The organism is Polaromonas sp. (assembly GCF_039932935.1).
Taxonomy (GTDB): domain Bacteria; phylum Pseudomonadota; class Gammaproteobacteria; order Burkholderiales; family Burkholderiaceae_C; genus Polaromonas.
Genome location: NZ_JBDTPB010000074.1, coordinates 1 through 24,707, shown reverse-complemented (window position 1 = coordinate 24,707; position 24,707 = coordinate 1). Strand labels below are relative to the sequence as shown.

The following is a 24,707-nucleotide window of genomic DNA, read 5'->3' as shown; positions in this document are numbered from 1 at the left end:
TTGATGAGAGATGTTGCAAGCGCCGTGCCAGAGATTTTTTTACAACCTCAACGTTAGAGGTGACCGGAAGACCGCAAGCTAGCGACCGTGGAGCTCTACTTTTTGGCTGGCCGTGCGGGTGCTTGTGCCGTAGGCCGGCGATTCGAAGCGCTGATGCGCTGCGCAACGGTAACGGCGGGCTGGCCCGTGTAGGCGTCCAGGCGGGTGCCCATGGCCTGCTCGAGCTGGTTCAGGCGCGTTTGTGCAGGTGGATGGGTGCTGAGCGACAGGGCGAACAACGCGTCATCGGGTGCTGCGGTGCGCAGTTGTTGCAGCACGGCCACCAGGCCATACGGATCGAACCCTGCGCGCGCGGCGAGGGCGACGCCCGTTCGGTCGGCGTCAAACTCGTCCTGCTGGTCCAGGCCTTTGGTGTACATGTTCTTGCCCAGTGCCAAGAGTTGCGACGACACCAGTCCGCCCAGATCGTTTTTCAGCTGGGAGCTGATGACCTGCGTGAGAACGCCGGCACGCGCAGCCTTGTTCATGGCGATCAGGTGATGACGGGCCGTGACGTGCGTGATCTCGTGGGCAAGGATGCCCGCCAGCTCGCCTTCGTCCGCCACGCGGTCGAGCAGGCCCTTGGTCACAAACACGTAGCCGCCGGGCGTGGCAAAGGCGTTAAAGCCGGGATCATCCAGGATCGCGAAAGTCCAGGGAAGATCAGGACGGGAAGACTGAAGACTGATCCAGCGGCCCAGCTGGTTGACGTAGCGTTGCATGGCCATGTCGGGGTAGAGCGGCTTGCTACCCAGCAATACGGCTGCAAGCTGTTGGCCGATCTGGATTTCACGCGGCTCGTCAATCTGGTCAAGCGACTGCGACAGCAGCTGAAACAGGTCGCCTCCTTTGCCGGCTTGCTGATTGCCCGCCGGCGCAAGCGCCGCGCCCATCAGTGCACCCGCGAGTCCGGAAGGAGAGTTGGGCGGCGGTGACGCGGGGGCCGGCTGTGTGGGGCGCAGCAGGGACTGAAACAGGCCGAGCGCCTTGGCCGCATCCTGCGACTGGGCGGCGAGGGGACACAGGCAGAGCAACAGCGCACAAGCCCAGGCCGTACGGCGTGGAGTTTTATGTGGCGTCGGGATGTTTTGCAGATTCATGGCGGGCCTCTTGTATTTTTGTTGTTGTTCTTATCGGTTGTACAGGTCGCTGCCAGTGGCGCTGGAAGGGGATGGCGCAGGCGCTGGTGTGGGCAGTGGCTCGACCTGCCGGCTTGCCAGCGAAGCGCTTCCGGCAAATTGACGGGCCTGTGCTGCGTCGACGCGGTTGGCATCGGCCTGCGCTACGGCGGCAAGATTGGGCACCGCATTGGCCAGGTCCTCAGCGCCCAGGCCGCGGATGCCCACCGTGGATGTCGCCACCGCGCCGCCCGGGGCTTGTGCGCTGCCTTTGTTGAAAAAACTCGACAGGCTGCGCAGTGCGCTGGTGCCCGCACTCCCCTGGGAACTGGCAGAGGTGATGTCAAACATGTGCACCCAGCCGCTGGTGCCATCGGCCATTCGAACCTTGACCCAGGCACCCTGGCGTTCGCCAAGTCGCGTGACAGAGGTTTGAACCGGCAGCGGCGCCACGGCGCGGGCGGCTTCGCCCGGTGCCTCGCGCAGCTGCGCGGCGCGTTTGATCAGTACGGCTTCACCTTGCGGCTGGGCGTGCGCCGCAGTGCCAAAGGCTGCCAGCGCCAGGATAACCATCCCTGCCTGAATGTTGGTTTTACTCAGTATCATGAGCCGCTCTCCCTCTGTGGTTGTATCAAGGAATTATTATGGATTTGGGTATTGCAGGCAAATGGGCGCTGGTATGCGGCGCCAGCAAGGGTTTGGGCTTTGGTTGCGCAGAGGCGCTGGTGCGCGAGGGCGTCCATGTGCTGATCGTGGCGCGCGGCGCCGAGGCACTACAGGCGGCCGCCGCCAAACTGACAGCTGATAGCGCCCGCCCCGCCAGCGCGAGTGTTCAGTTCGTCGCGGCAGACATCACCACCGTGGAAGGCCGCGCGGCCGTGTTCGCGGTGCGCAAGGACTTCGACATCGTGGTGACCAACGCAGGCGGTCCCCCGCCCGGCGACTTTCGCGACTGGGACCGCGATGCCTGGATCAAGGCGGTCGATGCCAACATGCTGACCCCAATCGAACTCATCAAGGCCACGGTCGACGGCATGGCCGCGCGCGGCTTTGGACGCATCGTCAACATCACCTCGAGTTCGGTCAAGGCGCCCATCGATATCCTGGGCCTCTCCAACGGCGCTCGCAGTGGCCTTACGGGTTTTGTGGCCGGTGTGGCGCGCAGCAAGCTCGCGGCGCAGGGTGTCACCATCAACAACCTGCTGCCGGGCGCCTTCGACACCGACCGGTTGCGCGGCACCATGAGCGGCGCGGCGCAGAAAACCGGCCAGCCTCTAGAGACGGTCATGGACGCGCGCCGCAAAAATATTCCGGCGCAACGCTTCGGCACGCCAGAAGAATTCGGTGGCATCTGCGCTTTCCTGTGCAGCAAGCAGGCAGGCTATATGACGGGGCAGAACGTGCTGGCCGACGGCGGCGCCTATCCCGGAACGCACTGAACGCATCGCCGGCATGAGCCTGCGCTACCTTCACTTCGATCATGTCGAGGACGGCGATGGCGCGGGCACGCTGGAGGCCGTGGCCTCTACCTGGCCCGAACAGGTCCTGGCCGTACACGCTGAAGTTGTCCAGGTGCTGGCATGGGCTCATGCGGAATTTCCCGGCCGGCACGGCCCGCTTGAAGACGGCTTTGACTGGGACTATGACCTGCATGGTATGCAAGAGATGACGGCGCCTGAGGTCCTGCACTATGACGAAGCGTCGTGCCATCTGACTGCACGGGCCGGTCCACCCGGCAAACCGCGGCACACGTTGACGTTTTCGCTCAGCGGGACCGCCGTGTTTTGCGAGGCGTTCACGCAGCACTTTGGCCTGGACGATTGAAGCGCCAATTCTTGTCAGGTTAGCGTTAACATTCGGGCATGAAATCACCTTCCGAGGCACTCCGCAAAAACAAGCGGGCTCCGCGCCCCGGAACCGGTGGCATCACCCTCAGCGACGTGGCCAGCCTGGCCGGTGTTTCCGCCATCACCGTGTCACGCGCGCTCAACACACCCGCAGCGGTGTCACCCGAAACCCTGGAGCGCGTGCGCAGCGCGATTTCGCGCAGCGGCTATGTGCCCAACCTCATCGCCGGCGGCCTGGCCTCCAACCGCAGCCGCTTGGTAGCAGCGCTGGTGCCCACCATCGCCGGCCCGGTGTTTCTCGAAACCATCCAGGCGCTGACCGATGCCTTGGCCGAAGCCGGCTGCCAGCTGATCCTGGGGCAAAGCGGCTACAGCGGCGCGCGCGAAGACGCGCTGATCGACGCCATCGTGGGCCGGCGGCCCGACGGCATCGTGCTCACCGGCATCATGCATTCACCCGAAGGGCGCCGACGCCTGCTGGCCTCTGGCATTCCCATCGTCGAGACCTGGGACATCACGCCCACGCCTATTGACATGATTGTGGGATTTTCGCAGGAGAAAGCCGGCGCCGAGGTGGCCGATTACCTGCATCGCAAGGGCTTCCGCAAACCGGCGCTGATTACCGCCGACGACCAGCGCGCCATGCTGCGGCGATCTGGTTTCGAGCAGCGCTTTGCGGCGTTGGGCGTGCCCGCCATTCCTGCCTGCATGGTGCCCGCACCTTCGTCGCTGGCCAACGGGCGGTCCGGCTTCGCACAACTCTGGGCGGGCCACCCTGAAACCGACGTGGTGTTCTGCGGCTCAGACGTGATTGCGCAGGGCGTGGTCACCGAAATGCAGGCCATGGGCATGACCGTGCCCGCAGACGTGGCGGTCATGGGGTTTGGCGACATGCCGTTTGCCGCGCACATCCATCCTGCGCTCAGCACCGTGCGCATAGACGGCACCTCCATCGGCCGTCAGGCGGCGCGTTTTATCCTTGATCGCGTGGAGGGGCGTGACCCGGGCCCCAAGGTCCGCGACCTCGGGTTTTCCATTATCGAAAGAGCCAGCGCCTGACTTGACGGGCTTGGTTTTGCTCATTAACATTCTGAATTGTTAGCGCTAACATAAATACTAAGAAGATGCCAAAAAAGGCACTTTACGCGATCAGAGGATAGGCGCATCAGCGGAAGAGGCAGGGCGCGAGCCGCGGTCAACATCAGGAGACATCAAATGAGCATTCATTTCACGCGCCGCAAGGCGCTGGGCAGCCTCGGCGGCCTAGGGCTTTCGGCAGTTGCCGCCACCTCGCCCTTGCGCGCTTTGGCCGCTGACATCGCCACACCGGGCTGGCCCACCAAACCCATCACCTATGTGGTTCCCTTCACGCCCGGTGGCTCCACCGACGTCATTGGCCGCACCCTGTCGCAAAAACTGTCGGACATCCTGGGCCAGCCGGTGGTGGTCGACAACAAACCCGGCGCGGCCGGTGCCGTGGGTGCCGCCTATGTCGCCAAGGCCAAGGCGGACGGTTACACGCTGTTCGGCGGCACCATCAGCACGCACGCGATCAATGCCAGCCTGTACAAAAACCTGCCCTATGACCCGGTGAAGGATTTCGAGCCGGTCTCGCTGGTGGCCATGCTGCCGAATGTGCTGATCGTCAATCCGGCGCTCGGCCTTAACTCGGTAGCCGACCTGGTGGCGCTGCTCAAACGCGACCCGTCCAAGCGTTACTTCGCTTCGTCGGGCGCGGGCACCTCCACGCACCTGGCCGGCGAAATGTTTGCCGAGCTGATCGGCGTGCCGCTGACGCACGTGGCCTATAAGGGCACACCGCCCGCCATGATGGATGTGACGGCCGGCCAGGTGCCTTTCATGTTCGACCAAATGACGGCCGCTGTCTCGCTGGTGCAGGCCGGCAAGCTCAAGCTGCTGGCCGTGACCACCGGCAAACGCATCGCGCTGGCGCCCGAGCTGCCGACCATGATGGAGTCGGGCATTGCGAAATTCGAGATGTCTTCGTGGCAAGCGGTGTATGCGCCCAAAGGCACACCGCGGCCCATCGTGCAGCGCCTCAATGCCGAGATCACCAAAATTCTGAAGATGCCCGACGTGGTCGCCAAACTGCACGACCAGCTCGGCATGGAAATTATCGCCAGCTCGCCCGACGAGCTGGCCGCCCACATGAAAACCGAAATCACCCGCTGGGCCGAGCTGGTCAAAAAATCTGGAGCCACGGCAAGCTGACAATGAGAAAAAACGACATCCGCATCACGCACGTCCGCATCACACCCATCGCGTTTCGCGACGGACCGCTGCTCAACGCCAGCGGTATCCACGAGCCCTGGGCCCTGCGCAGCATCATCGAGCTGGAGACCTCCGACGGCCGGCTGGGTATTTCCGAAACCTATGGCGACGCGCCCATGCTGCTGGCGCTGGAACAGGCGCGCGCGCTGGCCGTCGGCCTCTCGCCCTTCGACCTCAATGTGATGGAGCAGCGCGTGCGCGCCAGCATCAAGCCGGGGCAGGGCGGCGGCGTGCAGTTTGAGCTCGCACCCGGCTCCCACACCGCCAAGAACGCCGAGAAAGTCATCAGCGCGCTTGAAGTGGCGATGCTGGATTTGCAGGGTCAGGTGCTGAGCCTTCCCATCTGCGACCTGCTGGGCGGCGCGGTGCGCGACGCCGTGCCTTATAGCGCCTACCTGTTCTACAAATTCGCCGAGCATGCCGACAAACCCTATGCGCCCGATGCGTGGGGCGAAGCGGTGACGCCCGCGCAACTCGTCAAGCAGGCCCAGGCCATGGTGAGCCAGTACGGCTTTAAAAGCATCAAGCTCAAGGGCGGTGTGTTTACGCCCGCAGAAGAGATCGCCGGCATCAAGGCCTTGCGCAAAGCTTTCCCGACGCATCCGCTGCGGCTGGACCCGAATGCCAACTGGTCGTTGCAGACCAGCATTGACGCGGCGCCCGAGCTCGACGAGCTGCTCGAATACTACGAAGACCCGACGCCAGGGCTTGAGGCAATGGCGCAGCTTGCCGGGCACTGCCGCAGCCCGCTGGCTACCAACATGGTCGTCACCACCATGGATGAGTTTCGTCGCAACGCAGCGCTGAAGGCGGTGAAGATTTTGCTGTCAGACCACCACTACTGGGGCGGCCTGCGCGCCACCGCCTCGCTGGCGCGCATGTGTGAGGTCTTCGACATGGGCATGTCCATGCATTCGAACTCGCACCTGGGCATCAGCCTGATGGCGATGACACACGCAGCCGCCGCCATTCCGAACCTGACTTATGCCTGCGACACGCACTACCCGTGGCAGGAAGAAGAGGTCATCAAAGGCGGCCGTATCAAGTTCGACCAAGGCTCCGTCAAGGTGCCTGCCGCACCTGGCCTGGGTGTCGAGCTGGATCCGGCCCGGCTGGCCGAACTGCACCAGCAATACCTGGATTGCGGCATCCGCAACCGCAACGACCTGGCGCAGATGCGCAAGTACCAGCCAGGGTTCTCCGGCATCAGCCCGCGTTTTTAAGAGGCCGCCGCGAGCCGGGAATTTTGAGTCCACAGCAACAACGAAGGAGACAAGACCATGACGAAGTACAAACATTTGATGTCCCGCCTGGGACTGGGCCTGCGGGCCGCCGGTATGCTGGCAACGCTCGCGGGCGTGCCGGCATTCATGGCCACTGCGGCCCATGCGGAGCCGGTGACCCTCAACGTCGTCGACGTGGCGGGCAACCTCGCGCTGACGCAGGAGGCGCTGGAAAGTTTTGCGGCCAAGAATCCGAACCTGGTCTCGCGCATCACTTTCACCAAGGCGCCCGCGCCCGAGCTTCCCGGAAAAATCCGGGCCATGCAGGCCGCCGGCCGCACAGACATCGACCTGGTGCTGACCGGCACCGACGCCTTGGCCGCCGGCATGGCGCTCAACCTCTGGGAGCCCATGCTGCCGGCGCACGCCGCCAAGTTCCCCAACCTGATGGACAACTACCTGCCCAGCGCCCGCAAGATGCAGGACCTGGCCAACGGCCAGGCCGTCATGGTGACCTACATGCCCGCGGGCCCGCTGCTTGAGTACAACCCCGACAAGGTCAAGGCCCCGCCTAAAACACCGGCCGAGCTGCTGGCCTGGTGCAAGGCCAATCCCAACAAGCTGATTTACGCGCGACCCGCCAATTCAGGCCCGGGCCGCACCTTCCTGATGGGCCTGCCCTACCTGCTCGGCGACAAGGATCCCAAGGAGCCGATGGCCGGCTGGGACAAGACCTGGGCTTACCTCAAAGAGCTCAACAGCTGCATCGAGTATTACCCCACGGGCACCGGCGCCGTCATGAAAGAGCTCGGCGAAGGCTCGCGCGACATGACCGTCACGGTGACCGGCTGGGACATCAATCCGCGCGCGCTGGGTGTGGTGCCCAAGCAGTTCAAGGTGGCGGCGCTGGGCGGCTTCACCTGGGTTAACGATGCGCACTATATGGCCATGCCCAAGGGCCTGCCAGCCGCCCGCCAGGCGGCCGTGATGGAACTGATGGCCTATTTGCTCAAACCCGAGCAGCAGGCGCTGACCTATGACTCCGGCTATTTCTACCCTGGCCCGGCCGTGAAGAACGTGCCGCTGACCGCCGCGCCGCAAAAGAGCCAGGACATCATCAAGGAATATGGCCGCCCCGAGTACGCCGACTGGATCGCCAAACAGCCGCACGCCCAGCCACTGGACGACAAGGCCATGGTCGCCGCGTTCAAGAAGTGGGACCAGGAGATTGGCTCCGGCAAAGGCAAGTGATTCCATGCCGAGGCAAGTCGGCAGCGCTTGCGCCGTCTTGCCCTGCCTTGGCCTTGCGCACGGCGGGTGTCCAGCTGCCGCATTGAGGGAAGTGGACCAGGGACAACAAACAACAAAGCGCCCGCGAGGGCGGGCTACCGAAAGAGATTGATGGCTGTCATGCAGAACCCTGCGCCGCGGGTCGGAAAAAAAAACGAGTTCAAGCAATTGCGCCTGGCAGGCGTGAGCCGCCAGTTCGGCGGGGCCAATGCGCTGGACCAGCTCTCCCTCACCATAGAGCGCGGGGAATTCATCGCGCTGCTGGGCCCCTCGGGCTGCGGCAAATCGACCGCGCTTAATTGCATGGCCGGCCTGCTGCCGCTGTCGGGCGGCAGCATCTGGCTGGACCAGCAGCGCATCGACACACTGCCGCCGGAAAAACGCGGCTTCGGCATGGTGTTCCAAAACTACGCGTTGTTTCCACATCTCCCGGTCAGCCGTAACGTGGGCTTCGGCCTGAAAATGCGCGGCGTGCCGTCGGCCGAGATCGACAGGCGTGTGGCAGCGGCGCTGGACACCGTGCAACTGCAGGGCCATGCCGACAAGCTGCCCGGACAACTGTCGGGCGGCCAGCAGCAGCGCGTGGCGATCGCGCGCGCCATCGTCATCGAGCCGCCGCTGATCCTGATGGACGAGCCGCTGTCCAACCTCGACGCCAAGCTGCGCATTGAAATGCGCTCCGAAATCCGCCGCATCCACCGCGCCCAGGGCTGCTCCACGGTGTACGTGACGCACGACCAGGACGAGGCCTTGGCCATGGCCGACCGCGTGGTGGTGATGAAGCTGGGTGTGGTGCAGCAGGTCGGCACGCCGCAGGAGGTGTTCGCGCGGCCCGCCACGCTGGACGTGGCGCGCTTCATGGGCTATCGCAACGTGCTGCCGGTTCAGGTGGCAGAGGCCAACGGCCTCGGCCTCACGCTGCAAGGCCCCGGCGGTATCCGGTTTGCCGGCACGGGGATGGAGGGGGCACCGCTTTTCCGGGCCGGCCAGGCCGTGGCGGCGATCAGGCCCGACGAAATTGAGATCGGCGACGGCCCGCTCGCCTTTGCCGGCACCGTGGAGACCGCCGAGTACGGCGGCCGCGAATGGTTGCTGCAGGTCAAAACGGCATTTGACGATCTGCTCTACGTGCGTACGTCCCGCGCCGTCACGCCGGGTGACCAGGTCATGCTGTCGGCCCCACCCGAGCGTGTGCTGGTTTACGCGGGAGAAGCTTGATGAGCGCGACGGCTCTGCCGCCGCAAGGCGCGGCCCGCAGACCGCCGTTCGACCCGGCCGTGATGCTGGTCGCACCGGCGGCCGCGGTGATGATCATGTTTTTTGTTTACCCCTTCGCCTACGGCCTGCTGCTGTCCTTTCAGCCGGCGCAGGGGGGAGTGTTCGAGAATTACATCCACTTCTTCCAGACGCGGGACTTGTGGAAGACCATCGGCAACACCCTGCAGCTGGCGCTCCCGGCCACGCTGATCAATGTGGGCTTCGCGCTCGCGATCGCTTATGCCACGCGGACCAAAAGCCCTTACCAGCGCCTGCTGTCCACCCTTTTGGTGGTGCCGCTCACGCTGGGCACGGTGCTCATCGCCGAAGGCATGCTGACCTACTTCGGCCCTCGGGGCTGGCTGGCGCAGGCGCTGCAGTGGCTGCATTTGTATGAGGGCTCGATACGCCTCACGCACAACTATTGGGGCGTGCTGATCTCGCTGGTCATCACCGGCTTCCCGTTTGCCTACCTGCTGATCCTCTCCTACATCACCGGCATAGACCCGGCGCTGCCGCGCGCCGCAGCCACGCTCGGGGCTGATGGCTGGAACCGCTTTCGCTACATCTACCTGCCGCTGCTCACGCCGGGCCTCGTCATGGCCTTCTGCCTGAGTTTTGTGCAAGCCTTTTCAGTCTTCCCGTCCGCGGTGCTGCTGGGCTCGCCGGCCGGCACCACGCGCGTGATCGCGATCGCGGCCTACGAAGCGGCCTTTGAGCAGTACGATTACTCGCTGGCTTCGGCCGTCGCCATGATCATGGGCATGGCGCAGCTGGCCATCGTCGCCGCAGCGCTGGGCCTGCGCCAGATGTTTTATCGCGGCCCTGTCACCGGAGGCAAGGGATGAGCGCCGCCGCATCATACGACTCCCACCCGCTGCGCGACCGCGCCTGGCGCGCGCTGGTCTGGGGTGTTATCGGTTTTTTCCTGGTCAACGTCGGCCTGCTGATCCTCGCGGTGGCCACCAACTCGGTGGCCACGCGCTGGCTGGGCACCTGGCTCCCCGAGGCCTATACCGTGGGCTGGTATGTGTCCGCCTGGAAGGAGTTCCAGCTCAGCCATGTGCTGGTGGTCACGGTGGTGGTGGTGTTCTCGGTCGTCTTCCTGTCGCTGCTGCTCGGCGTGCCCGCCGCCTACACGTTGGCGCGCAAGGACTTTCGTGGCAAGAAGTTGCTCACGCTGCTCTTTCTGTTGCCGCTCATGGTGCCGCCGATTACCTACGGCATCCCGCTGGCCACCGTGATGTACCAGTTGCACCTGGCCGGTACCTTGCCGGGTGTGATCATCGCCAACATGATTCCGGCGCTGCCGTTTGTGATCCTGGTGATGACGCCTTTTGTCGAGCAGGTGGACACCAATATCGAATCGGCCGCACGCGTCTTCGGCGCCAACACGCGACAGATGTTTATCTACACCCTGGTGCCGCTGCTGGCACCTGGCGTGCTGGCGGCCGGCCTGCTGGTGCTCGTGCGCACCGTGGCGATGTTCGAGCTGACCTTTCTGGTGGCTGGGCCCGACACCCAGACGCTGGTGGTGGCGCTGTACTACGCGGTGTTTGCCGCAGGCGTGCGCGCCGGGCAGTCAGTGGACGCGATGGCGATGATCTACATGGCCATCACCGTGCTGTGGCTGCTGATCGCATTGCGCTTCGTCAACCCGACGCAACTGGTCAGCCGCGTCAAGGAGCACCCGGCCAAGGCCTGATGGGCTGAACAGGTACTTGCAAAGATTTCCGTTGGTGGAAATTGGGCACGGAAAGCAGCAGGGCTGCTTTCCGTGCTTTTTTTTCAACAGGCGTGTGACCGGTTTATCCGGCCAGTTCCTCGCAAGGCACTGCTGCGCTGCTGACCCGCCGCATCAGCTCGTGTTGGAGGCTGAACACCTGAAGCTGCTCCGCATAGGGCATGAGCATCTGCTCTTCGCTTGCGATGCCCACGCCGAGCAGGCTGGCCATCTTTTCCTTGCTCACCTGGCCGTTCGCCAGCAGTTCATCCACGATGTGCAGCAGCAGCACCGAATCGTTGACGAGCAGCTCCTGGGCGCGTGAGTAGGCCTGCGCGAGCAGGGCCTCGATCTCGGCGTTGGTTGGCTCCACGTCGGTGTTGAGGTTTTCCTCTGTGCTGTCGGTCACATCGATGCGGCTCAGCCGGTTGCCGAAGCCGAAGTGGCGCACAAAGCGGGCGGCCAGGGCGGTAGCGTTCTTGAAATCGCTTTCGCTGCCGGTGGTGCAGGCGTCGTCGCCGAACACCAGGGCCTCGGCGGCGCGCCCTGCCAGACCCACGCATAGGCGGTCCAGGCAGCTTTGCCGGGACTCGGCCTTCATGCGCACGTAGCTGTTGTAGCCACCTTCAAATGACGCCACGTTGATCTTGACCTCCTGCGGTGCATGGCCAAACAGGCGGCCGTACACCAGGCCATGCCCGGCCTCATGCACAGCCAGCAGGGCCCGGAAGTCCGGGCTGGCGCGCTGCTTGAGCTGGTTGAGGTCCAGCGGCACGGGGTAGGCGATGCTTGCGCCGCTCTCCGCATGACTGACGCGCAGCGATTGCGTTGCGGCATTCAGGCTGACGCGCAGCGTGGCGTCCGCCGGCACGTCGTGTTCAAGCGCCCACAGGACGGCATTGACCAGCGGCGCACTGAGGATGGCGTGGATCGACGAGAACAGCGGACGCGTGCCTTGCGCGGGGAAGACCGCGTTGGCATAAATCGCCTGGTACACCGATTCATGCAGATCAAAAATCAGCCCGGCGCTTGCCTGCATTTCATCGACGTATCTGGCGCAGGTACTGCGGATCAGCCGTTCATACGTGGATTGGCTCAGCGACGGGTAGATCACGTGGTTGTTGCCCAGCCGGGCGATCTGCTCGGGCTTGAAGCGTTCTCCCAGTGCTTTCTTGACGTCTATGACCGACAGCTTCTTCGTCAGAGCATGGAAGATGTCGGCATCAGTGTCGCAGTCTTCCACGCGTTTGGCGGTACCTTCGTACATCTCGTCCAGGTTGCCCGAAACGATGATGAGCAGGCAGCTGTAGTCCGTCTCCCATGAGTCGCTGGACGCCTTGAACTCGAGCATGCGCTCCTGCAGTTGCAGGGGCGTCCAGGTCATCACTTCCTGCAGCGGCTCCTTGAGCTTGAGGCTTTGCTTGAACTCCTGGGCCTGGTAGGGCGTGAGCTTGAACTTCAGTTTGTTGGGCAGGGTGCCGTCTTTCGCGGGTTTTTCATCAGCCCGGTCTTCGCGCTCGTGTTCATACAGCGAGAAGGCCAGAGATGATTCCAGCTCCTGCAGGAAAGACAGCGATGGCGGCAGGCGCCCATCGGACAGCAGCTGCCACACGTCCTGGTAGCGTTTGACGGCCATGTCGTCGCCCTTCTCGTTGACGGTGCGAAAGCGCTGGAATTCGTCCAGAACCAGCAGGCCGGGCTCGCTTTCGGCGATGGCTGACTCCGCCAGCATGGCGCTGATGGAGTCAGCACTGCGCCAGCTGCTGCCGTTGCTGAAGCCGTCCATCTGCACTTCGACGAAGCGGTCGTAGAAGCCCAGCTTTTGCGCCAGGCTGCGTGTGAGCTGGGTCTTGCCGGTGCCGGTCAGGCCCCACAGGCACACGATCACCGGGCGCCGGATGATGTGCGGCAGCACATACCAGGCGCGGATCGACTCGATTACCCGGTCGATGATGTCGTCGATACCGAACAGCTCGGTCTTCAGCTCGGCCGCGACCAGGGCCAGATGGGCACTGCGTTCGCGCATGAGCTCGGGCGGCACGCGGGCTGCGGCCGCCGTGTCGGTTGTCATATCGTTTTTCATGTCAGTCATTCAAATTTTTGAGGGCTTTTTGCAAAGCCACGGTTTCAGCCCGGCGATGGGCGCCGGCGCTGCGAATATGTTTGCCCGCACCCGACGTGATGGCACGCTGGATAAGGGCCCGCACCACAGGGTTGCGAGGAGCGGGTTGCGGCAAGGTCAAAGCCAGCGGCTGCTTCATGCGCCGCAAATGCTTGACCTTGCCGGCGGCAAAGTCACGGGAAAAAGCTTTGGCACTCATGTGCACGCTCCAGAAAGCAAAAAACCCCGGCGAAAAATCAGCCTGGGGTTTGCGGAGCGCGCTTCACACGTGAAGGCACGGCACCGACTGCCCGCAGGGCTGGGTATGGTGGGCACCATATCCAGCCGGGGGCAGTGGAAGGTGCGTCAGGTGTGAGTAAACAAAGTCATGGGTCTTGGTGGCCTCAAGGGTTGGCTGCACAAGGTTATTCGTTGTGCAGCGGCTTGAAGCAAGGAACGGATTCTGAAGAGCCCGCGCAAGCTTGGCAAGTTTTAAGCGATGTTTTTTGACAAGGTGTTGCGAAAATCAAACCATCGGCGGTGGACGCCGGTGGTGAATATCGACGGGGGATTGGCGCTACAGCAGGTTGGCTTTTGCATTCACATCAGCGCCGCGATGACACCACGATACCGCCCACGATCAGCACAAACGCCAACGCGTGGTAAAGGTGCGGCAACTCGCCGAGAAAGGCGGCCGACAACAGCGCGGCGAACAGCGGCGTGAGATTGGAAAAGAAGCCCGCAATCGCCGGTCCGACGCGCTGCACGCCCATGCCCCAGCACCGGTAGGCAATCACTGCGGGTCCGACGGCCACATACAGCAGGGCTGCGGCCAGCGGCCAGCCCCAGCTGATGTGCGCGTCCGTCAGCGCCCATTCACTCGCTGCGAAAGCGCCCGATCACGCCAGGCCGAAGACGATTTGTGCGAGCAGGAAAGCCGCCCAGTCGCGGCGTATTTCAGCCGGTTCCTTGGGTTGCGACAGCAGCCAGCTGTAAAACGCCCACGCCAGGGTGGCCAGCAGCACGTAGAGATCGCCGGGCACCAGCTGAACCTGCATCAGCAGTTCCCACTGGCCACGCGACAGCACCACCAGCACGCCCGCAATCGACAGCACGGCGCCCGCGATCTGGCGCCTGGAAACAGGCTGGCCAAAAAACAGCGCACCCACCAGCAGCATCCAGATCGGCACGCTGGACGCCACCAGGGTTACGTTGAGCGGGGTGGAGGTCTTCAGGGCCAGGTATTGCAAGGCGTTGTAGCAACCCACGCCGAGCAAGCCCAGGACCGCAAATCGTTTCCAGTAGCGCCACAGGTCGCTTTCAGGACGCAACAGGCGGTAAGCGAGCGGCAACAGAATGAGAAATGCCAGCGCCCAGCGCAGGAAATTGAGTGTCATGGGCGGCACCAGGCCGGTGACGAGTCGGCCGACCACGGCATTGCCAGCCCATAGCATGGGAGGGACCACCAGCAGCGTGGCGGTGGCGGGCGTGAGGCGTTGGGTCATGGCGGCGACTTTACCAAGCAACGCTATTTTCCCTCGCTCCGCCGGGCTTCAACCCTCAGCGCCTGCGGTGCATTTGGATTCGTGGCACCATGGCGGCCACCTCCTTATTCCCTCATCCGCAATCCTTTGCAAGGAAAAAAACATGGCCTCCTTCTCCTCCAAAGCCGTACACATCAACCAGCACGGCGGCCCCGAAGAACTCACGCTGGTGGACGTGACGGTGGGCGACCCTGGCCCCGGCGAGATACGCATCCGCCACAAGGCGATTGGCCTCAATTACATCGATGTCTATCAGCGCAGCGGCGTTTACCCGTTGGCCATGCCGCTGCAGCTGGGCATGGAAGCCTCAGGCGTGATCGAAGCCGTCGGCGAAGGCGTGACCCATTTGAAGGTGGGCGACCGCGCCGCCTATGCCAGCCAGCCGCCCGGCAGCTATTGCGAGTTGCGCGTGATGCCGGCCAAGTGCGTGTGCAAACTGCCCGATGCGATTTCGTTTGAAACCGGTGCGGCCATGATGCTCAAGGGCCTGACCACGCAATACCTGCTGCGTCGCACCCAGCCTCAGGGCAGCCTGCAGCCTGGTGACTATGTGCTGTTTCACGCGGCGGCCGGCGGTGTCGGCCTGATTGCCTGCCAGTGGGCCAAGGCCATGGGCCTGCAACTTATCGGCACGGCCGGCTCTGATGAGAAATGCGCGCTGGCCAAATCACAGGGCGCGGCCTTCGCCATCAACTATGCCAAAGAAGACTTTGTGGCCCGGGTGAAAGAGATCACCGGCGGCAAGGGCGTCAAGGCGGTGTATGACTCCGTGGGCAAAGACACTTTCATGAAATCGCTGGACTGCCTGCGCCCCTTTGGCCTGCTGGCCAACTTCGGCAACGCTTCGGGCAAGACGCCGCCGCTGGACATCGGCGTGCTGGCGGCCAAAGGCTCGCTCTACGTTTCTCGGCCCACGCTCTTCACGCACATTGCCACACGCGAAATCACGCAGGAGATGGCAGATGAGCTGTTTGACATGGTGACCAGCGGCAAGGTCCACATTCCGATTGACCAGCGCTTTGCTTTGGCCGATGTGGCCGAGGCGCACAGGGCGCTGGAGGCGCGCAAGACCACCGGTTGCACCATCCTGACGTTGTAAGGCCGGCAGGGCCGTTCTCTGCGTCCTGGCACATACCGGTAAACCCTGTGTAAAGCCGGACGCTGCGTTCAACGCAAGGTGCTGCCTGTGCGTTAAAAAGGGCTGCAGGAGAACACCATGCCCACAACGACAGTGATCACCCGGGCCGCCTTGCTGGCGGCCTTCCTGGCTTGCCTGGCCGCCACCGGGGCTTATGCGCAGGCCGATGCGGCACCCCCTTCGGCCAACGCTGCCGCTGTATGGCGCGTCGCATCGCGCCTGGGCTACGCGCCCACGCCGGCCTCCGCCCAGGCGGCTGAAGCGGCCCCACGCGCCTGGGCCTTGCAGCAAATCGACGCGGCCTTTGCCGCAAGCCACCGGCCTCCCGCCATTCCCGCAGAGCTTGCCGGCATCAACGCCCCGCTGGGCGACATCGCACGCGGTTTTTATGCGGAGCGCGAGGCCCGCAAGAGCCGAAAAGAGGTGCGGGCAGAGGCCAAGCCCGGCCCCGCAATGGCAGACACCAATGCAGGGCCTGAAAAATTCAGCCGCGACATGGCGCAAGGCGCGGCCGCCTGGCGGCTGATGTCGTGCAGCGACCCGGCGCTCGAAAACCCGCTGCTGGCGCGCATGACCGAATTCTGGTTCAACCACCTCAATGTGTTTGTCGGCAAAGGCGCGGTGCGCCCCTTTGTGGGCCACTATGCTGTCAACGTGATCCGCGCCAATGCACTGGGCCGGTTTGAAGACCTGCTGCTGGCCAGCGCCAGGCACCCGGCCATGCTGCTCTACCTGGACCAGGCGCAGAGCAACAATCGCGGCATCAACGAAAACTACGCGCGTGAGCTGATGGAGCTGCACACCCTGGGTGTGAACAGCGGCTACACGCAAAAAGATGTGCGCGAACTGGCCCGCATCCTCACCGGCTGGACGGTCAATCTCAAGGACGGCGAAGGCTTTCGCTTTGCCGAGCGCCTGCATGACAAAGACAGCAAGGTGCTGCTGGGCCGCACCTTTGGCAATGAAGGCATGGCAGAAGGCGAGGAGGCCATTCGCTACCTGGCACGCCGGCCCGAGACGGCTCGGCGTGTGTCCATGCGGCTGGCCAGTTTTTTTGTGGCCGACAAACCCTCGCCTGCGTTGGTCGACCGGCTGACTGCTACCTTCACCGCCACGCAGGGCGACATCCGTGCGGTGATGCGCGCCTTGGTCGAGTCGCCGGAGTTTTGGGCACAGGGTAACCAGCTCTTCAAAACTCCGCTGGACTTTGCCTGCTCGGCGCTCACGGCAGTTGGTGGTGTGAAGGAACGCCGCGACATCGTGCAGACTCTGGGCTTTCTGGCGCAGGCCGGCCAGCCCATGCACGGCTGGCAAACGCCTGACGGCTACAAGACCGATGCGGGCACCTGGCTTGCACCAGAGGCTTTGACGCGGCGCGCCGACTACGCCCTGGCGCTGGCGCAGCGCACGCCGGAGCCTTCTTACCTGAACGCTTTTTTCAGCACCGCGACACGTGAGCGCATTGCCCGTGAGCCGGCGCAGCTGCGCGCCGGACTGATGCTGGCAAGTCCTGACTTCATGCGCAAGTAACGCCGAACGGCTGTGGAGAACTTCATGAATTCAAATCGCTCTTCGATCCGGTATTTCACTCCGTATCAAACCCCGCATCTGATGCATCGCCGCAGTCTGCTGGGACTGGGCGCGCTGTCTGCGCTGTCGCTGGCGGCGGGCATGCCGCGTGTGTGGGCGCAGGCCGTGCCCGCGGGTCGGCAAGGCCTGGATGGCGGGCGCCTGGTGGTCGTGTTCTTGCGCGGGGCTTATGACGGCCTGTCTGCCTTTGTCCCCTATGCCGACGCTGACTACTACGCCATGCGGCCCAACATCGCCATCGCTGCGCCCGACGGTACAGCGCAAACGGCCATCCGGCTCGACAAGACCTTTGCCCTGCATCCCGCGTTAAGCCCGCTGCTGCCGCTATGGCAGCAGGGCGTGCTCGGCTTTGTGCCGGCGGCCGGTTTGCCGGCGCCCAACCGCTCACACTTTGATGCGCAATACCAGATGGAAATTGCGCAAAGCGGCAAGACCAGCAGCGCACCGGGTTGGCTGAACAACACGGCGGCGCTGGCCAGAGCCAATGCGGGCAGTGCCGTCGCGCTGGGCGTGGGTGAGGCCAATCCCGCCATCCTGGCGGGGCAGGCCGCCGTCAAGTTGATTCCGCGCGGGCAGTCAGCCGAGCGCACTGGTGTTTTGGCCAATGACAGGACCCGCCAGGCCTTGCTTGATTTGTACGCCGGCGACGACAAGATCAGCGAGGCCTTTCGCCAGGGTGCGGGCAGCCGCATGCAAAGCGCGCAAGAGCTCACGACGCAACGCACCGAACGCGCCGAAAAGATCGCGCAAGACAGCCGGCGCATGGCCGACAAAAACCTGGACCGCGACGGCACGCCCACCAACCCTCAGGCACAGACCGCGCAGATGCTGGCAGCCAGCAACGGCGCCGCCGACCCGGTGGGCCTGCAGCTCGATGCGCAGCACCTGGGCACGCTGATGCGCAACGACCGCAGGCTGCGCCTGGGGTTTTTGTCAGCCGGCGGCTGGGACACGCACGCCAACCAAGGCGCTGCCACCGGCCAGCTGGCCAACAACCTGGGCAACCTGGCACGCGGCATCGCACAACTGCGGCAGGACTTTTCCGAACCGGGCGACGTGATTGTGGTGATGAGTGAATTCGGCCGCACCAGCGCCGAAAACGGCACACGGGGCACTGACCACGGCTTTGGCAACGCGATGTGGGTCATCGGCAACCGTGTGGCGGGTGGGCGCTGGCACGGCCAGTGGACGGGCCTGGCGCGCGACAACCTCAACGAAGGCCGTGACCTGCCAGCGCACCATGATTACCGTGCTGTGTTGGCTCAGGTGCTGCGGGGGACGTTCGCGTTTGGTGATGCGCAACTAGCTGACGTGTTGCCTGGTGCAAAGTTGGACAAGCGGCTTGATGGGTTGTTTAACAAGGCTTGACCCTTCCCTTGCTGGGCTGATCCTCTCGCCGGATTGCCCCTTTCCCGTTCGGGCTGAGGTATCGAAGCCTCTGGTTGTGCCGGATACCAAGGTGTTTTTGCGTGGAGCGGTCAGTCACAGTTGGAAGTGCACGCACCTGCCGGAGCAAAGACCGGCTTCGATACCTCAGCCCGAACGGTTAAAAAGCAGGGGCCCCATAAAACCCGGCGAATGTAAACTGCCATTACCACCCCAGCCGGAGGTGGCTCCCAACACTCAGAACCATGACGAAGCCGCCCATTTACAACCTTCAATGGCTGCAAACCCTGCGTGCCGGCGCCATCGTGCCACCGCTGCGGCCGCGCGTGCCGCTGTGGGCGGGCGAATCCGTCATCGGCTCGGTTGAGCCCGATTTTTTGCATCAAATCGCCCTCCAGCCCTTGTCGGATGTCCATCATCCGCTATTAAAAGAAGAGCGTCCTGAGCGACTGGGCTGGCGCTTGATGGGTGATGTGACGACAAGCTTGAACCACATTGCGGTGGCGCTGCATCAAGCGGGGCTGGCTGGTGCCTGGCGCAACGAGCAACTTGCGGTGCCCGACCAGTTCGGCCACCGCAAGGGCACCGTGGAGCGTGCCGCCGTGCGGCCGCTGGGCATCACCACGCTGGCTGTGCACCTAGTGGGGCAGGCGAGCGATGGCCGCTACTGGGTGCAGCAGCGCGCTTTCAACAAATCCAATGATCCGGGCCTGTGGGACACGCTGATGGGCGGCATGGTGTCGGCGGCGGACACGGTGGAAACGGCGCTGGCGCGCGAGACCTGGGAAGAGGCCGGCCTGCATGTGGCCGAGCTGCAGGCCATGCGTTACGGCGGGCGCCTGACAACGCGGCGTCCGGCCACCGATGGCAACGGTGCAGGGTACGTGGTGGAAGACATCGACTGGTATGTCTGCACAGTGCCTGACAGCCTGGTGCCCGACAACCAGGACGGGGAGGTTGAGCAGTTTCGCCTGATGGGCGCTGAAGAATTGCTGAAGGCCCTGCAGCGCAATGAGTTCACCACCGAGGCGGCGCTGATTCTTTCAGATGCGATGGGCTTGCCCTAGCCGAACGCAGCGCGCCGGCATGGCAGTTTGCGGCTCAGCCCTGGTCGATCAGCGCGGAAGCGCGCAGACGGTTGGGCGCCAGCGCCCCGGCTGAATCGAGGATCGGGTAGGCGATCGAGCAGATGTGCGAGTTGATGCGCTTGAGCTCGCTGATCAGGTCGATGTGCAGCGAGCTGGTTTCCAGGCTCTGCACCGTGTTGGCTGATAACCGGCCCAGGTGGCTGGTGGCGTAAGCGCGTTCGAGGTCGCGAAAGCGCGCTTTTTCTTCGAGCAGCTTCTGCGCGTCGCGCACCGTGCCGTTCAAGAACACGCTCATGCCCAGGCGCAAGTTGGCCACCAGGCGCTCATGCAGCTCGACGATTTCAGCCATGCCGGCTTCTGAGAAACTGCGGCCGGGCTTGATCTTCTTGTCTTCAATGTCGATCAGCACTCGTTCGATGATGTCGCCGATCTGCTCCATGTTGATGGTGAAGCTGATGATGTCCGTCCAGCGACGGCTTTCTTCTTCGGCCAGCGCTTCGCGTGAGATCTTGGTGAGGTAGTACTTGATGGACGAATACAGTTCGTCGACGGCGTCGTCCATCTTGCGCAGGTCTTCGGCCAGTTTCAGGTCGTTCTTCTGGATGACCTGCAGCACGCCCATCAGCATGGTCTCAACCACGTCAGCCTGGTGCAGTGCTTCGCGCGCGGCGCAAGAGATGGCCAGGGATGGCGTGGCCAGGGCCGAAGGATCCAGGTGGTGCGGCCGGCCACGTGCCTGGTTTTTTTCGGGCTTGGGCAAAAGCTTTTCCACCCAACGCGCAATCACCTGCGTCCAGCCGATAAACACCGCGCCCACCAGCATATTGAAGGCCAGGTGGAACATCACCACCACGGTGGCGGGCTCGCCCAGGTAGGGCCGCACGTGCTGTAGCCAGAGGCCGATGAACGGGGCGGCAATAACAATGCCCAGCAGCTTGAACACCAGATTGCCCAAAGGCACCTGCCGCACTTCCACGGCCGAGCGCAGCGTGGTCAGCACAGCCAGCAGCCCGCTGCCCAGGTTGGCGCCCAGCACCAGGCCCAGCGCCACATCGATGGGAATGACACCCGAAGCCGCCAGGGTGGCAGTGAGCAGCACGATGGCCAGGCTGGAGTAGGACACGACAGCCAGGAAGGCGCCGGCGGTGATTTCGAGCAGCAAGTCGCTGCTGAGCGAACCCAACAGCGCCTTGACTGCCGGCGCCCGCGTGAGCACTTCGGTCGATGCCGTGACCAGCCGCAGTGCCAGCAGCATCAGGCCCAGGCCGATCAGCACACGGCCAATGCGGCCGAGGTTGGTGTCTTGCCGCGAGATGAACAGCACCACCCCCACAAAGATGAAAAGCGGTGAAAGCCATGAGAGGTCAAACGAGAACACCACGGCCATCAGGCTGGTACCGATGTCTGCGCCCAGCATGACGGCCAGCGCCAGCGGCAGAGTGACAAGGCCTTGGCCGACGAAAGAGGCAACGATGAGAGAGGTGGCAGTGCTGGATTGCACCAGCGCGGTGACGCCTATGCCGGAGACGGCGGCGGCGAGCCGGTTGCTGATGCTGACCGCCAGCACGTGGCGCAGATTGGCCCCGAACACCCGCAGGATGCCGGTACGAACTAGATGGGTGCCCCATACAAGCAGCGCAATGGCTGCCAAAAGATTCAACAAATGCTTCATAAGGTCAGAGCCACTATACCCCTGAAGCGGGCTGCTGCAGGCAATTCAGCCACGGGTTATCGCGTGCGCCGCACGCGAAGCAACTCATCCAGGATGAGGCAAGCCGCGCCAATGGTGATGGCGGCATCGGCAATGTTGAACGAGGGAAAATACCAGTCGCGCCAATGGAACTGAAGAAAATCGACCACGTAGCCGTGCATGGCGCGGTCAACGACATTGCCGATGGCTCCGCCCAGTATGCAGGCCAGTGCGAAAGAAAACAGCTTTTGTCCCGAGTGCGACCGCAGCAGCCACAGGATGAAAAGCGCGGCCGCGATACCGATGGCCGTGAAGAACCAGCGCTGCCAGCCCGACGCCGACGCCAGAAAGGAGAACGCCGCGCCGGTGTTGTGGACCCGAACCACATTGAAGAAGCTGGTCACGTAGGTCGAATCACCCAGGTTGTAGTAGCCCAGGATCAGCACCTTGGTGAACTGGTCGGCGATCAGCAGGATCAGCGCCAGGCCCAGCCATGGCAGCACGGAGTTGCCTGAACTTTTGAGGAAAGTGGTCTTGGGCATCAGGCGTACTTCCGGTCTTCGCCCGCGCCAAACAGGTTGCTGGTGCAGCGGCCGCAAATAGTGGGGTGGGCCGTATCGTGCCCCACGTCGCTGCGATAGTGCCAGCAGCGTTCGCATTTGGTGTCTGAACTGGCTGCAACCTGCGTAAATTGTGCGCTAGCAGCTACTAAATCGATAGCAGACGTGATGAAGACGAACTTGAGGTCTTCGCCCAACGAGGCCAGCAGCGCATGGTCTTCGGCCGCCACTTCCAGCACCACATTGGCCTGCAGCGACGAGCCCACCTTGCCGTCGGCGCGCAGGGCTTCGATGTCTTTGTTCACCGCGTCGCGCAATTCGCGAATACGCGACCACTTGGCCAGCAGCGCCGCGTCAGGCGCAGGAAACTCGGCGTAGGTCTCCATGAAAATCGATTCGGACGAGCCAAACACCTTCCAGGCCTCTTCCGCCGTGAAGCTCAGGAAAGGCGCCATCCAGCGCAGCATCGCGTGCGTGATCTGCCAGAGCGCTGTCTGCGCGCTGCGGCGGGCCAGTGATTTCGGTCCGGTGGTGTAGAGCCGGTCTTTCAGGATGTCGAGGTAGAAGGAGCCCAGGTCTTCGCTGCAATAGATCTGCAGCTTGGAGACCACCGGGTGGAATTCATACACCTCGTAGTGCGCCAGGATGTCGGCCTGCAGCTGCGACGCGCGGCTCAGCGCGTAGCGGTCGATTTCGAGCATCTGGTCGAACGGCACGGCGTCTTTGGCCGGGTCGAAGTCGCTGACGTTGGCCATCAAAAAGCGCAGCGTGTTGCGGATGCGGCGGTAGGCGTCCACCACGCGGGCCAGTATCTTGTCGTCGATGCCCAGGTCGCCCGAGTAGTCGGTCGACGCGCACCAGAGGCGGATGATCTCGGCGCCCAGCTTGTCGCTGATTAGCTGCGGCTCGACCACATTGCCTTCGCTCTTGCTCATCTTGCGGCCCTTGCCGTCTACCGTGAAGCCGTGCGTCAGCAGGCCCTTGTAGGGTGCATGGTCGTACATCGCACAGGCGGTGAGCAGCGATGAGTGGAACCAGCCGCGGTGCTGGTCGTGGCCTTCCAGGTACAGGTCTGCCGGCCAGGTCGATTGCGCGGCATGGCTGTGGCGCAGCACGTGGTCGTGTGTGGTGCCGGAGTCAAACCACACGTCGAGAATGTCGGTACTCTTGATGTAGTCCGGTGCATCGGCGCCGATGATGGATTCGGGCGTGGCCTTGCTCCAGGCCTCGATGCCTCCTGCCTCGACCATCGCTGCCGCCTGGTCCATGATTTCCATGGTGCGCGGGTGCAACTCGCCCGTGGCGGTATGGATGAAAAAGGGCAGGGGCACGCCCCAGTTGCGCTGGCGGCTGATGCACCAGTCGGGCCGGCCGGCGATCATGTCGCGCAGGCGGACCTTGCCGTTTTCGGGGTAGAAGGTGGTTTCCTCAATGGCGGCCAGGGCCAGTTTGCGCAGGGTTTGCGGCGCCTTGTCTTTGGTGAAAACGCCTTCGCCTTCGTCCATGCGCACAAACCACTGGGCCGCCGCGCGGTAGATTACCGGCGTCTTGTGGCGCCAGCAGTGCGGGTAGCTGTGCACGATGTCGTGCGTGGCAAAAAGGCGGCCGTGTTCGCGCAGCTTGTCGATGACCAGCGGCGCGGCCTTCCAGATATTGAGCCCGCCGAACATCTGCAAGTCGTCCACATAACGGCCGTTGCCCTGCACTGGGTTCAGGATGTCGTCATAGGCAATGCCGTTGGCCACGCAGGAGTTGAAATCCTCTACACCGTAGGCAGGCGACGAATGCACGATGCCCGTGCCGTCGTCGGCGGTGGCGTAGTCGGCCAGAAAGACCGGGCTGAAGCGGTGGTAGCCCTGATTCCCGTTCTCGTCTTTCACGTCGTAGAACGGGTGCTCGAACTTGAGCAGCGCCAGGTTCTTGCCCAGCGTGGTCGCCAATACCTTGCCGGTCAGTTGGTAACGCTCCAGGCATTTGTCGACCAGTACGGCGGCCAGCAGCAGGATGCCGCGTTCGGTGTCGACCAACGCGTACTCGAGTTCCGGGTTCAGGTTGAGCGCCTGGTTGGCCGGGATGGTCCAGGCCGTGGTCGTCCAGATCACGGCGAAAGCGTCTTTGGCCAGGCTCTTGAGGCCGAATGCAGCGGCAAGTTTTTCAGGCTCGGCGCATTTGAAACCGACGTCCAGCGTGCTGGATTTTTTGTCGGCGTATTCGATTTCAAACTCGGCCAGCGAAGAGCCGCAGTCAAAGCACCAGTACACCGGCTTCAGGCCACGATAGACAAAGCCGCGTTCCATGATGCGTTTGAGCGCGCGGATTTCATTGGCTTCGTTGCCGAAGTCCATGGTGCGGTACGGGTTGTCCCACTCGCCCAGCACGCCCAGGCGCTTGAAGTCGGCCATCTGGCCGGCGATCTGCTCGGTAGCAAAAGCGCGGCTCTTGGCCTGCACCTCGTCGCGCGGCAGATTTCTACCGTGCAGTTTTTCAATCGCGTTTTCGATTGGCAGGCCGTGGCAGTCCCAGCCGGGTACGTAGATGGCGTCCAGGCCCTTGAGCTGGCGCGCCTTGACGATCATGTCCTTCAGGACCTTGTTGACGGCGTGGCCGATATGGATCTTGCCGTTGGCATACGGCGGGCCGTCATGCAGCACGAACTTCGGCTTGCCGGCACGCACGTCGCGCAGCTTTTTGTAGATGCCTTTTTCGTCCCACTCCTTGGTCCAGCCGGCTTCGCGCTTGGGCAGGTCGCCGCGCATCGGGAAAGGGGTGTCGGGCAGGTTCAGGGTGCTGCGGTAATCGGTTTTGGTCTCGGACATGGGAT

20 protein-coding genes and 1 pseudogene are annotated in these 24,707 nt (G+C 63.4%); 13 read left to right on the top strand and 8 right to left on the bottom strand.

The window, feature by feature from the left end; genetic code table 11:
• Nucleotides 1-95: 95 nt before the first annotated feature.
• Nucleotides 96-1,139, bottom strand: a complete 1,044-nt coding sequence (locus ABI546_RS13805; protein WP_348047199.1) for a M48 family metalloprotease — start codon at nt 1,137-1,139, stop codon at nt 96-98.
• A gap of 30 nt (nt 1,140-1,169) precedes the next feature.
• A complete protein-coding gene (locus tag ABI546_RS13800) occupies nt 1,170-1,763 on the bottom strand; it encodes an SH3 domain-containing protein (RefSeq protein ID WP_348047197.1) in 594 nt (197 codons plus the stop codon).
• 38 nt (nt 1,764-1,801) lie between these two features.
• Between ABI546_RS13800 and ABI546_RS13795 the strand changes: the two genes are divergently transcribed.
• The 9 genes from ABI546_RS13795 to ABI546_RS13755 all read left to right on the top strand — a co-directional run bounded on the left by ABI546_RS13795 (nt 1,802) and on the right by ABI546_RS13755 (nt 10,771).
• Nucleotides 1,802-2,596: an SDR family oxidoreductase gene (locus tag ABI546_RS13795; protein WP_348047195.1), complete on the top strand. Its 795-nt coding sequence runs from the start codon at nt 1,802-1,804 to the stop codon at nt 2,594-2,596.
• 13 nt (nt 2,597-2,609) lie between these two features.
• A complete protein-coding gene (locus ABI546_RS13790) occupies nt 2,610-2,981 on the top strand; it encodes a hypothetical protein (protein ID WP_348047193.1) in 372 nt (123 codons plus the stop codon).
• Between the two features lie 38 nt (nt 2,982-3,019).
• The gene (locus ABI546_RS13785; protein WP_348047191.1) at nt 3,020-4,063 is read left to right on the top strand and encodes a LacI family DNA-binding transcriptional regulator; all 1,044 of its coding nucleotides are present in this window, start codon (nt 3,020-3,022) and stop codon (nt 4,061-4,063) included.
• Nucleotides 4,064-4,219: 156 nt separating this feature from the next.
• Entirely contained in the window at nt 4,220-5,236 is a 1,017-nt protein-coding gene (locus ABI546_RS13780; RefSeq protein WP_348047189.1) for a tripartite tricarboxylate transporter substrate binding protein, read from the top strand.
• Nucleotides 5,237-5,238: 2 nt separating this feature from the next.
• A complete protein-coding gene (locus ABI546_RS13775; protein ID WP_348047187.1) occupies nt 5,239-6,519 on the top strand; it encodes a glucarate dehydratase family protein in 1,281 nt (426 codons plus the stop codon).
• A 114-nt stretch (nt 6,520-6,633) separates the two neighbouring features.
• Nucleotides 6,634-7,770 (top strand): extracellular solute-binding protein, encoded by a 1,137-nt coding sequence (locus ABI546_RS13770; protein WP_348047205.1) that lies wholly within the window; start codon nt 6,634-6,636, stop codon nt 7,768-7,770.
• 159 nt (nt 7,771-7,929) lie between these two features.
• Nucleotides 7,930-9,027: an ABC transporter ATP-binding protein gene (locus ABI546_RS13765; RefSeq protein ID WP_348047185.1), complete on the top strand. Its 1,098-nt coding sequence runs from the start codon at nt 7,930-7,932 to the stop codon at nt 9,025-9,027.
• Between the two features lie 62 nt (nt 9,028-9,089).
• On the top strand, nt 9,090-9,914 hold the full coding sequence (locus tag ABI546_RS13760) for a sugar ABC transporter permease (RefSeq protein ID WP_348047203.1): 825 nt from the start codon (nt 9,090-9,092) through the stop codon (nt 9,912-9,914).
• Nucleotides 9,911-10,771, top strand: coding sequence for an ABC transporter permease subunit (locus tag ABI546_RS13755; RefSeq protein WP_348047183.1), 861 nt, complete (start codon nt 9,911-9,913; stop codon nt 10,769-10,771). The genes ABI546_RS13760 and ABI546_RS13755 overlap by 4 nt, the downstream gene beginning before the upstream one ends.
• 103 nt (nt 10,772-10,874) lie before the next feature.
• Here ABI546_RS13755 and ABI546_RS13750 read toward each other — a convergent pair whose 3' ends face one another.
• From ABI546_RS13750 to ABI546_RS13740, 3 genes and pseudogenes are all read right to left on the bottom strand, one after another.
• Nucleotides 10,875-12,860, bottom strand: coding sequence for an AAA family ATPase (locus tag ABI546_RS13750; RefSeq protein ID WP_348047181.1), 1,986 nt, complete (start codon nt 12,858-12,860; stop codon nt 10,875-10,877).
• A 13-nt stretch (nt 12,861-12,873) separates the two neighbouring features.
• On the bottom strand, nt 12,874-13,110 hold the full coding sequence (locus ABI546_RS13745) for a hypothetical protein (protein ID WP_348047179.1): 237 nt from the start codon (nt 13,108-13,110) through the stop codon (nt 12,874-12,876).
• 385 nt (nt 13,111-13,495) lie between these two features.
• Nucleotides 13,496-14,395 (bottom strand): annotated as a pseudogene (locus ABI546_RS13740) (DMT family transporter).
• A 142-nt stretch (nt 14,396-14,537) separates the two neighbouring features.
• Between ABI546_RS13740 and ABI546_RS13735 the strand changes: the two are divergent.
• The 4 genes from ABI546_RS13735 to ABI546_RS13720 all read left to right on the top strand — a co-directional run bounded on the left by ABI546_RS13735 (nt 14,538) and on the right by ABI546_RS13720 (nt 19,615).
• On the top strand, nt 14,538-15,533 hold the full coding sequence (locus tag ABI546_RS13735) for a quinone oxidoreductase (RefSeq protein ID WP_348047177.1): 996 nt from the start codon (nt 14,538-14,540) through the stop codon (nt 15,531-15,533).
• Between the two features lie 117 nt (nt 15,534-15,650).
• The gene (locus ABI546_RS13730; RefSeq protein ID WP_348047175.1) at nt 15,651-17,102 is read left to right on the top strand and encodes a DUF1800 domain-containing protein; all 1,452 of its coding nucleotides are present in this window, start codon (nt 15,651-15,653) and stop codon (nt 17,100-17,102) included.
• A gap of 24 nt (nt 17,103-17,126) precedes the next feature.
• Nucleotides 17,127-18,530 (top strand): DUF1501 domain-containing protein, encoded by a 1,404-nt coding sequence (locus ABI546_RS13725; protein WP_348047173.1) that lies wholly within the window; start codon nt 17,127-17,129, stop codon nt 18,528-18,530.
• Between the two features lie 263 nt (nt 18,531-18,793).
• Complete coding sequence (locus tag ABI546_RS13720; protein ID WP_348047171.1) at nt 18,794-19,615, top strand: NUDIX domain-containing protein; 822 nt, start codon at nt 18,794-18,796, stop codon at nt 19,613-19,615.
• A 34-nt stretch (nt 19,616-19,649) separates the two neighbouring features.
• Here ABI546_RS13720 and ABI546_RS13715 read toward each other — a convergent pair whose 3' ends face one another.
• From ABI546_RS13715 to ileS, 3 genes are read right to left on the bottom strand one after another with little or no spacing between them, the layout of a single operon-like run.
• Entirely contained in the window at nt 19,650-21,308 is a 1,659-nt protein-coding gene (locus tag ABI546_RS13715; protein ID WP_348047169.1) for a Na/Pi cotransporter family protein, read from the bottom strand.
• A 56-nt stretch (nt 21,309-21,364) separates the two neighbouring features.
• Nucleotides 21,365-21,868, bottom strand: a complete 504-nt coding sequence (lspA, locus tag ABI546_RS13710; protein ID WP_348047167.1) for a signal peptidase II — start codon at nt 21,866-21,868, stop codon at nt 21,365-21,367.
• Entirely contained in the window at nt 21,868-24,702 is a 2,835-nt protein-coding gene (ileS, locus tag ABI546_RS13705) for an isoleucine--tRNA ligase (RefSeq protein ID WP_348047201.1), read from the bottom strand. Before ileS ends, lspA begins: the two co-directional genes overlap by 1 nt.
• Between the last annotated feature and the right edge of the window lie 5 nt (nt 24,703-24,707).

Coding starts and splice junctions, on each gene's coding strand:
- ABI546_RS13760 (WP_348047203.1), top strand. CDS start 9,090: ATGCTGGTCGCACCGGCGGCCGCGGTGATGATCATGTTTTTTGTTTAC.
- ABI546_RS13785 (WP_348047191.1), top strand. CDS start 3,020: ATGAAATCACCTTCCGAGGCACTCCGCAAAAACAAGCGGGCTCCGCGC.
- ABI546_RS13795 (WP_348047195.1), top strand. CDS start 1,802: ATGGATTTGGGTATTGCAGGCAAATGGGCGCTGGTATGCGGCGCCAGC.
- ABI546_RS13730 (WP_348047175.1), top strand. CDS start 15,651: ATGCCCACAACGACAGTGATCACCCGGGCCGCCTTGCTGGCGGCCTTC.
- ABI546_RS13800 (WP_348047197.1), bottom strand. CDS start 1,763: ATGATACTGAGTAAAACCAACATTCAGGCAGGGATGGTTATCCTGGCG.
- ABI546_RS13715 (WP_348047169.1), bottom strand. CDS start 21,308: ATGAAGCATTTGTTGAATCTTTTGGCAGCCATTGCGCTGCTTGTATGG.
- ABI546_RS13765 (WP_348047185.1), top strand. CDS start 7,930: ATGCAGAACCCTGCGCCGCGGGTCGGAAAAAAAAACGAGTTCAAGCAA.
- ABI546_RS13770 (WP_348047205.1), top strand. CDS start 6,634: ATGCTGGCAACGCTCGCGGGCGTGCCGGCATTCATGGCCACTGCGGCC.
- ABI546_RS13720 (WP_348047171.1), top strand. CDS start 18,794: ATGACGAAGCCGCCCATTTACAACCTTCAATGGCTGCAAACCCTGCGT.
- ABI546_RS13750 (WP_348047181.1), bottom strand. CDS start 12,860: ATGACAACCGACACGGCGGCCGCAGCCCGCGTGCCGCCCGAGCTCATG.
- ABI546_RS13745 (WP_348047179.1), bottom strand. CDS start 13,110: ATGAGTGCCAAAGCTTTTTCCCGTGACTTTGCCGCCGGCAAGGTCAAG.
- ABI546_RS13790 (WP_348047193.1), top strand. CDS start 2,610: ATGAGCCTGCGCTACCTTCACTTCGATCATGTCGAGGACGGCGATGGC.
- ABI546_RS13780 (WP_348047189.1), top strand. CDS start 4,220: ATGAGCATTCATTTCACGCGCCGCAAGGCGCTGGGCAGCCTCGGCGGC.
- lspA (WP_348047167.1), bottom strand. CDS start 21,868: ATGCCCAAGACCACTTTCCTCAAAAGTTCAGGCAACTCCGTGCTGCCA.
- ABI546_RS13755 (WP_348047183.1), top strand. CDS start 9,911: ATGAGCGCCGCCGCATCATACGACTCCCACCCGCTGCGCGACCGCGCC.
- ileS (WP_348047201.1), bottom strand. CDS start 24,702: ATGTCCGAGACCAAAACCGATTACCGCAGCACCCTGAACCTGCCCGAC.
- ABI546_RS13725 (WP_348047173.1), top strand. CDS start 17,127: ATGAATTCAAATCGCTCTTCGATCCGGTATTTCACTCCGTATCAAACC.
- ABI546_RS13805 (WP_348047199.1), bottom strand. CDS start 1,139: ATGAATCTGCAAAACATCCCGACGCCACATAAAACTCCACGCCGTACG.
- ABI546_RS13775 (WP_348047187.1), top strand. CDS start 5,239: ATGAGAAAAAACGACATCCGCATCACGCACGTCCGCATCACACCCATC.
- ABI546_RS13735 (WP_348047177.1), top strand. CDS start 14,538: ATGGCCTCCTTCTCCTCCAAAGCCGTACACATCAACCAGCACGGCGGC.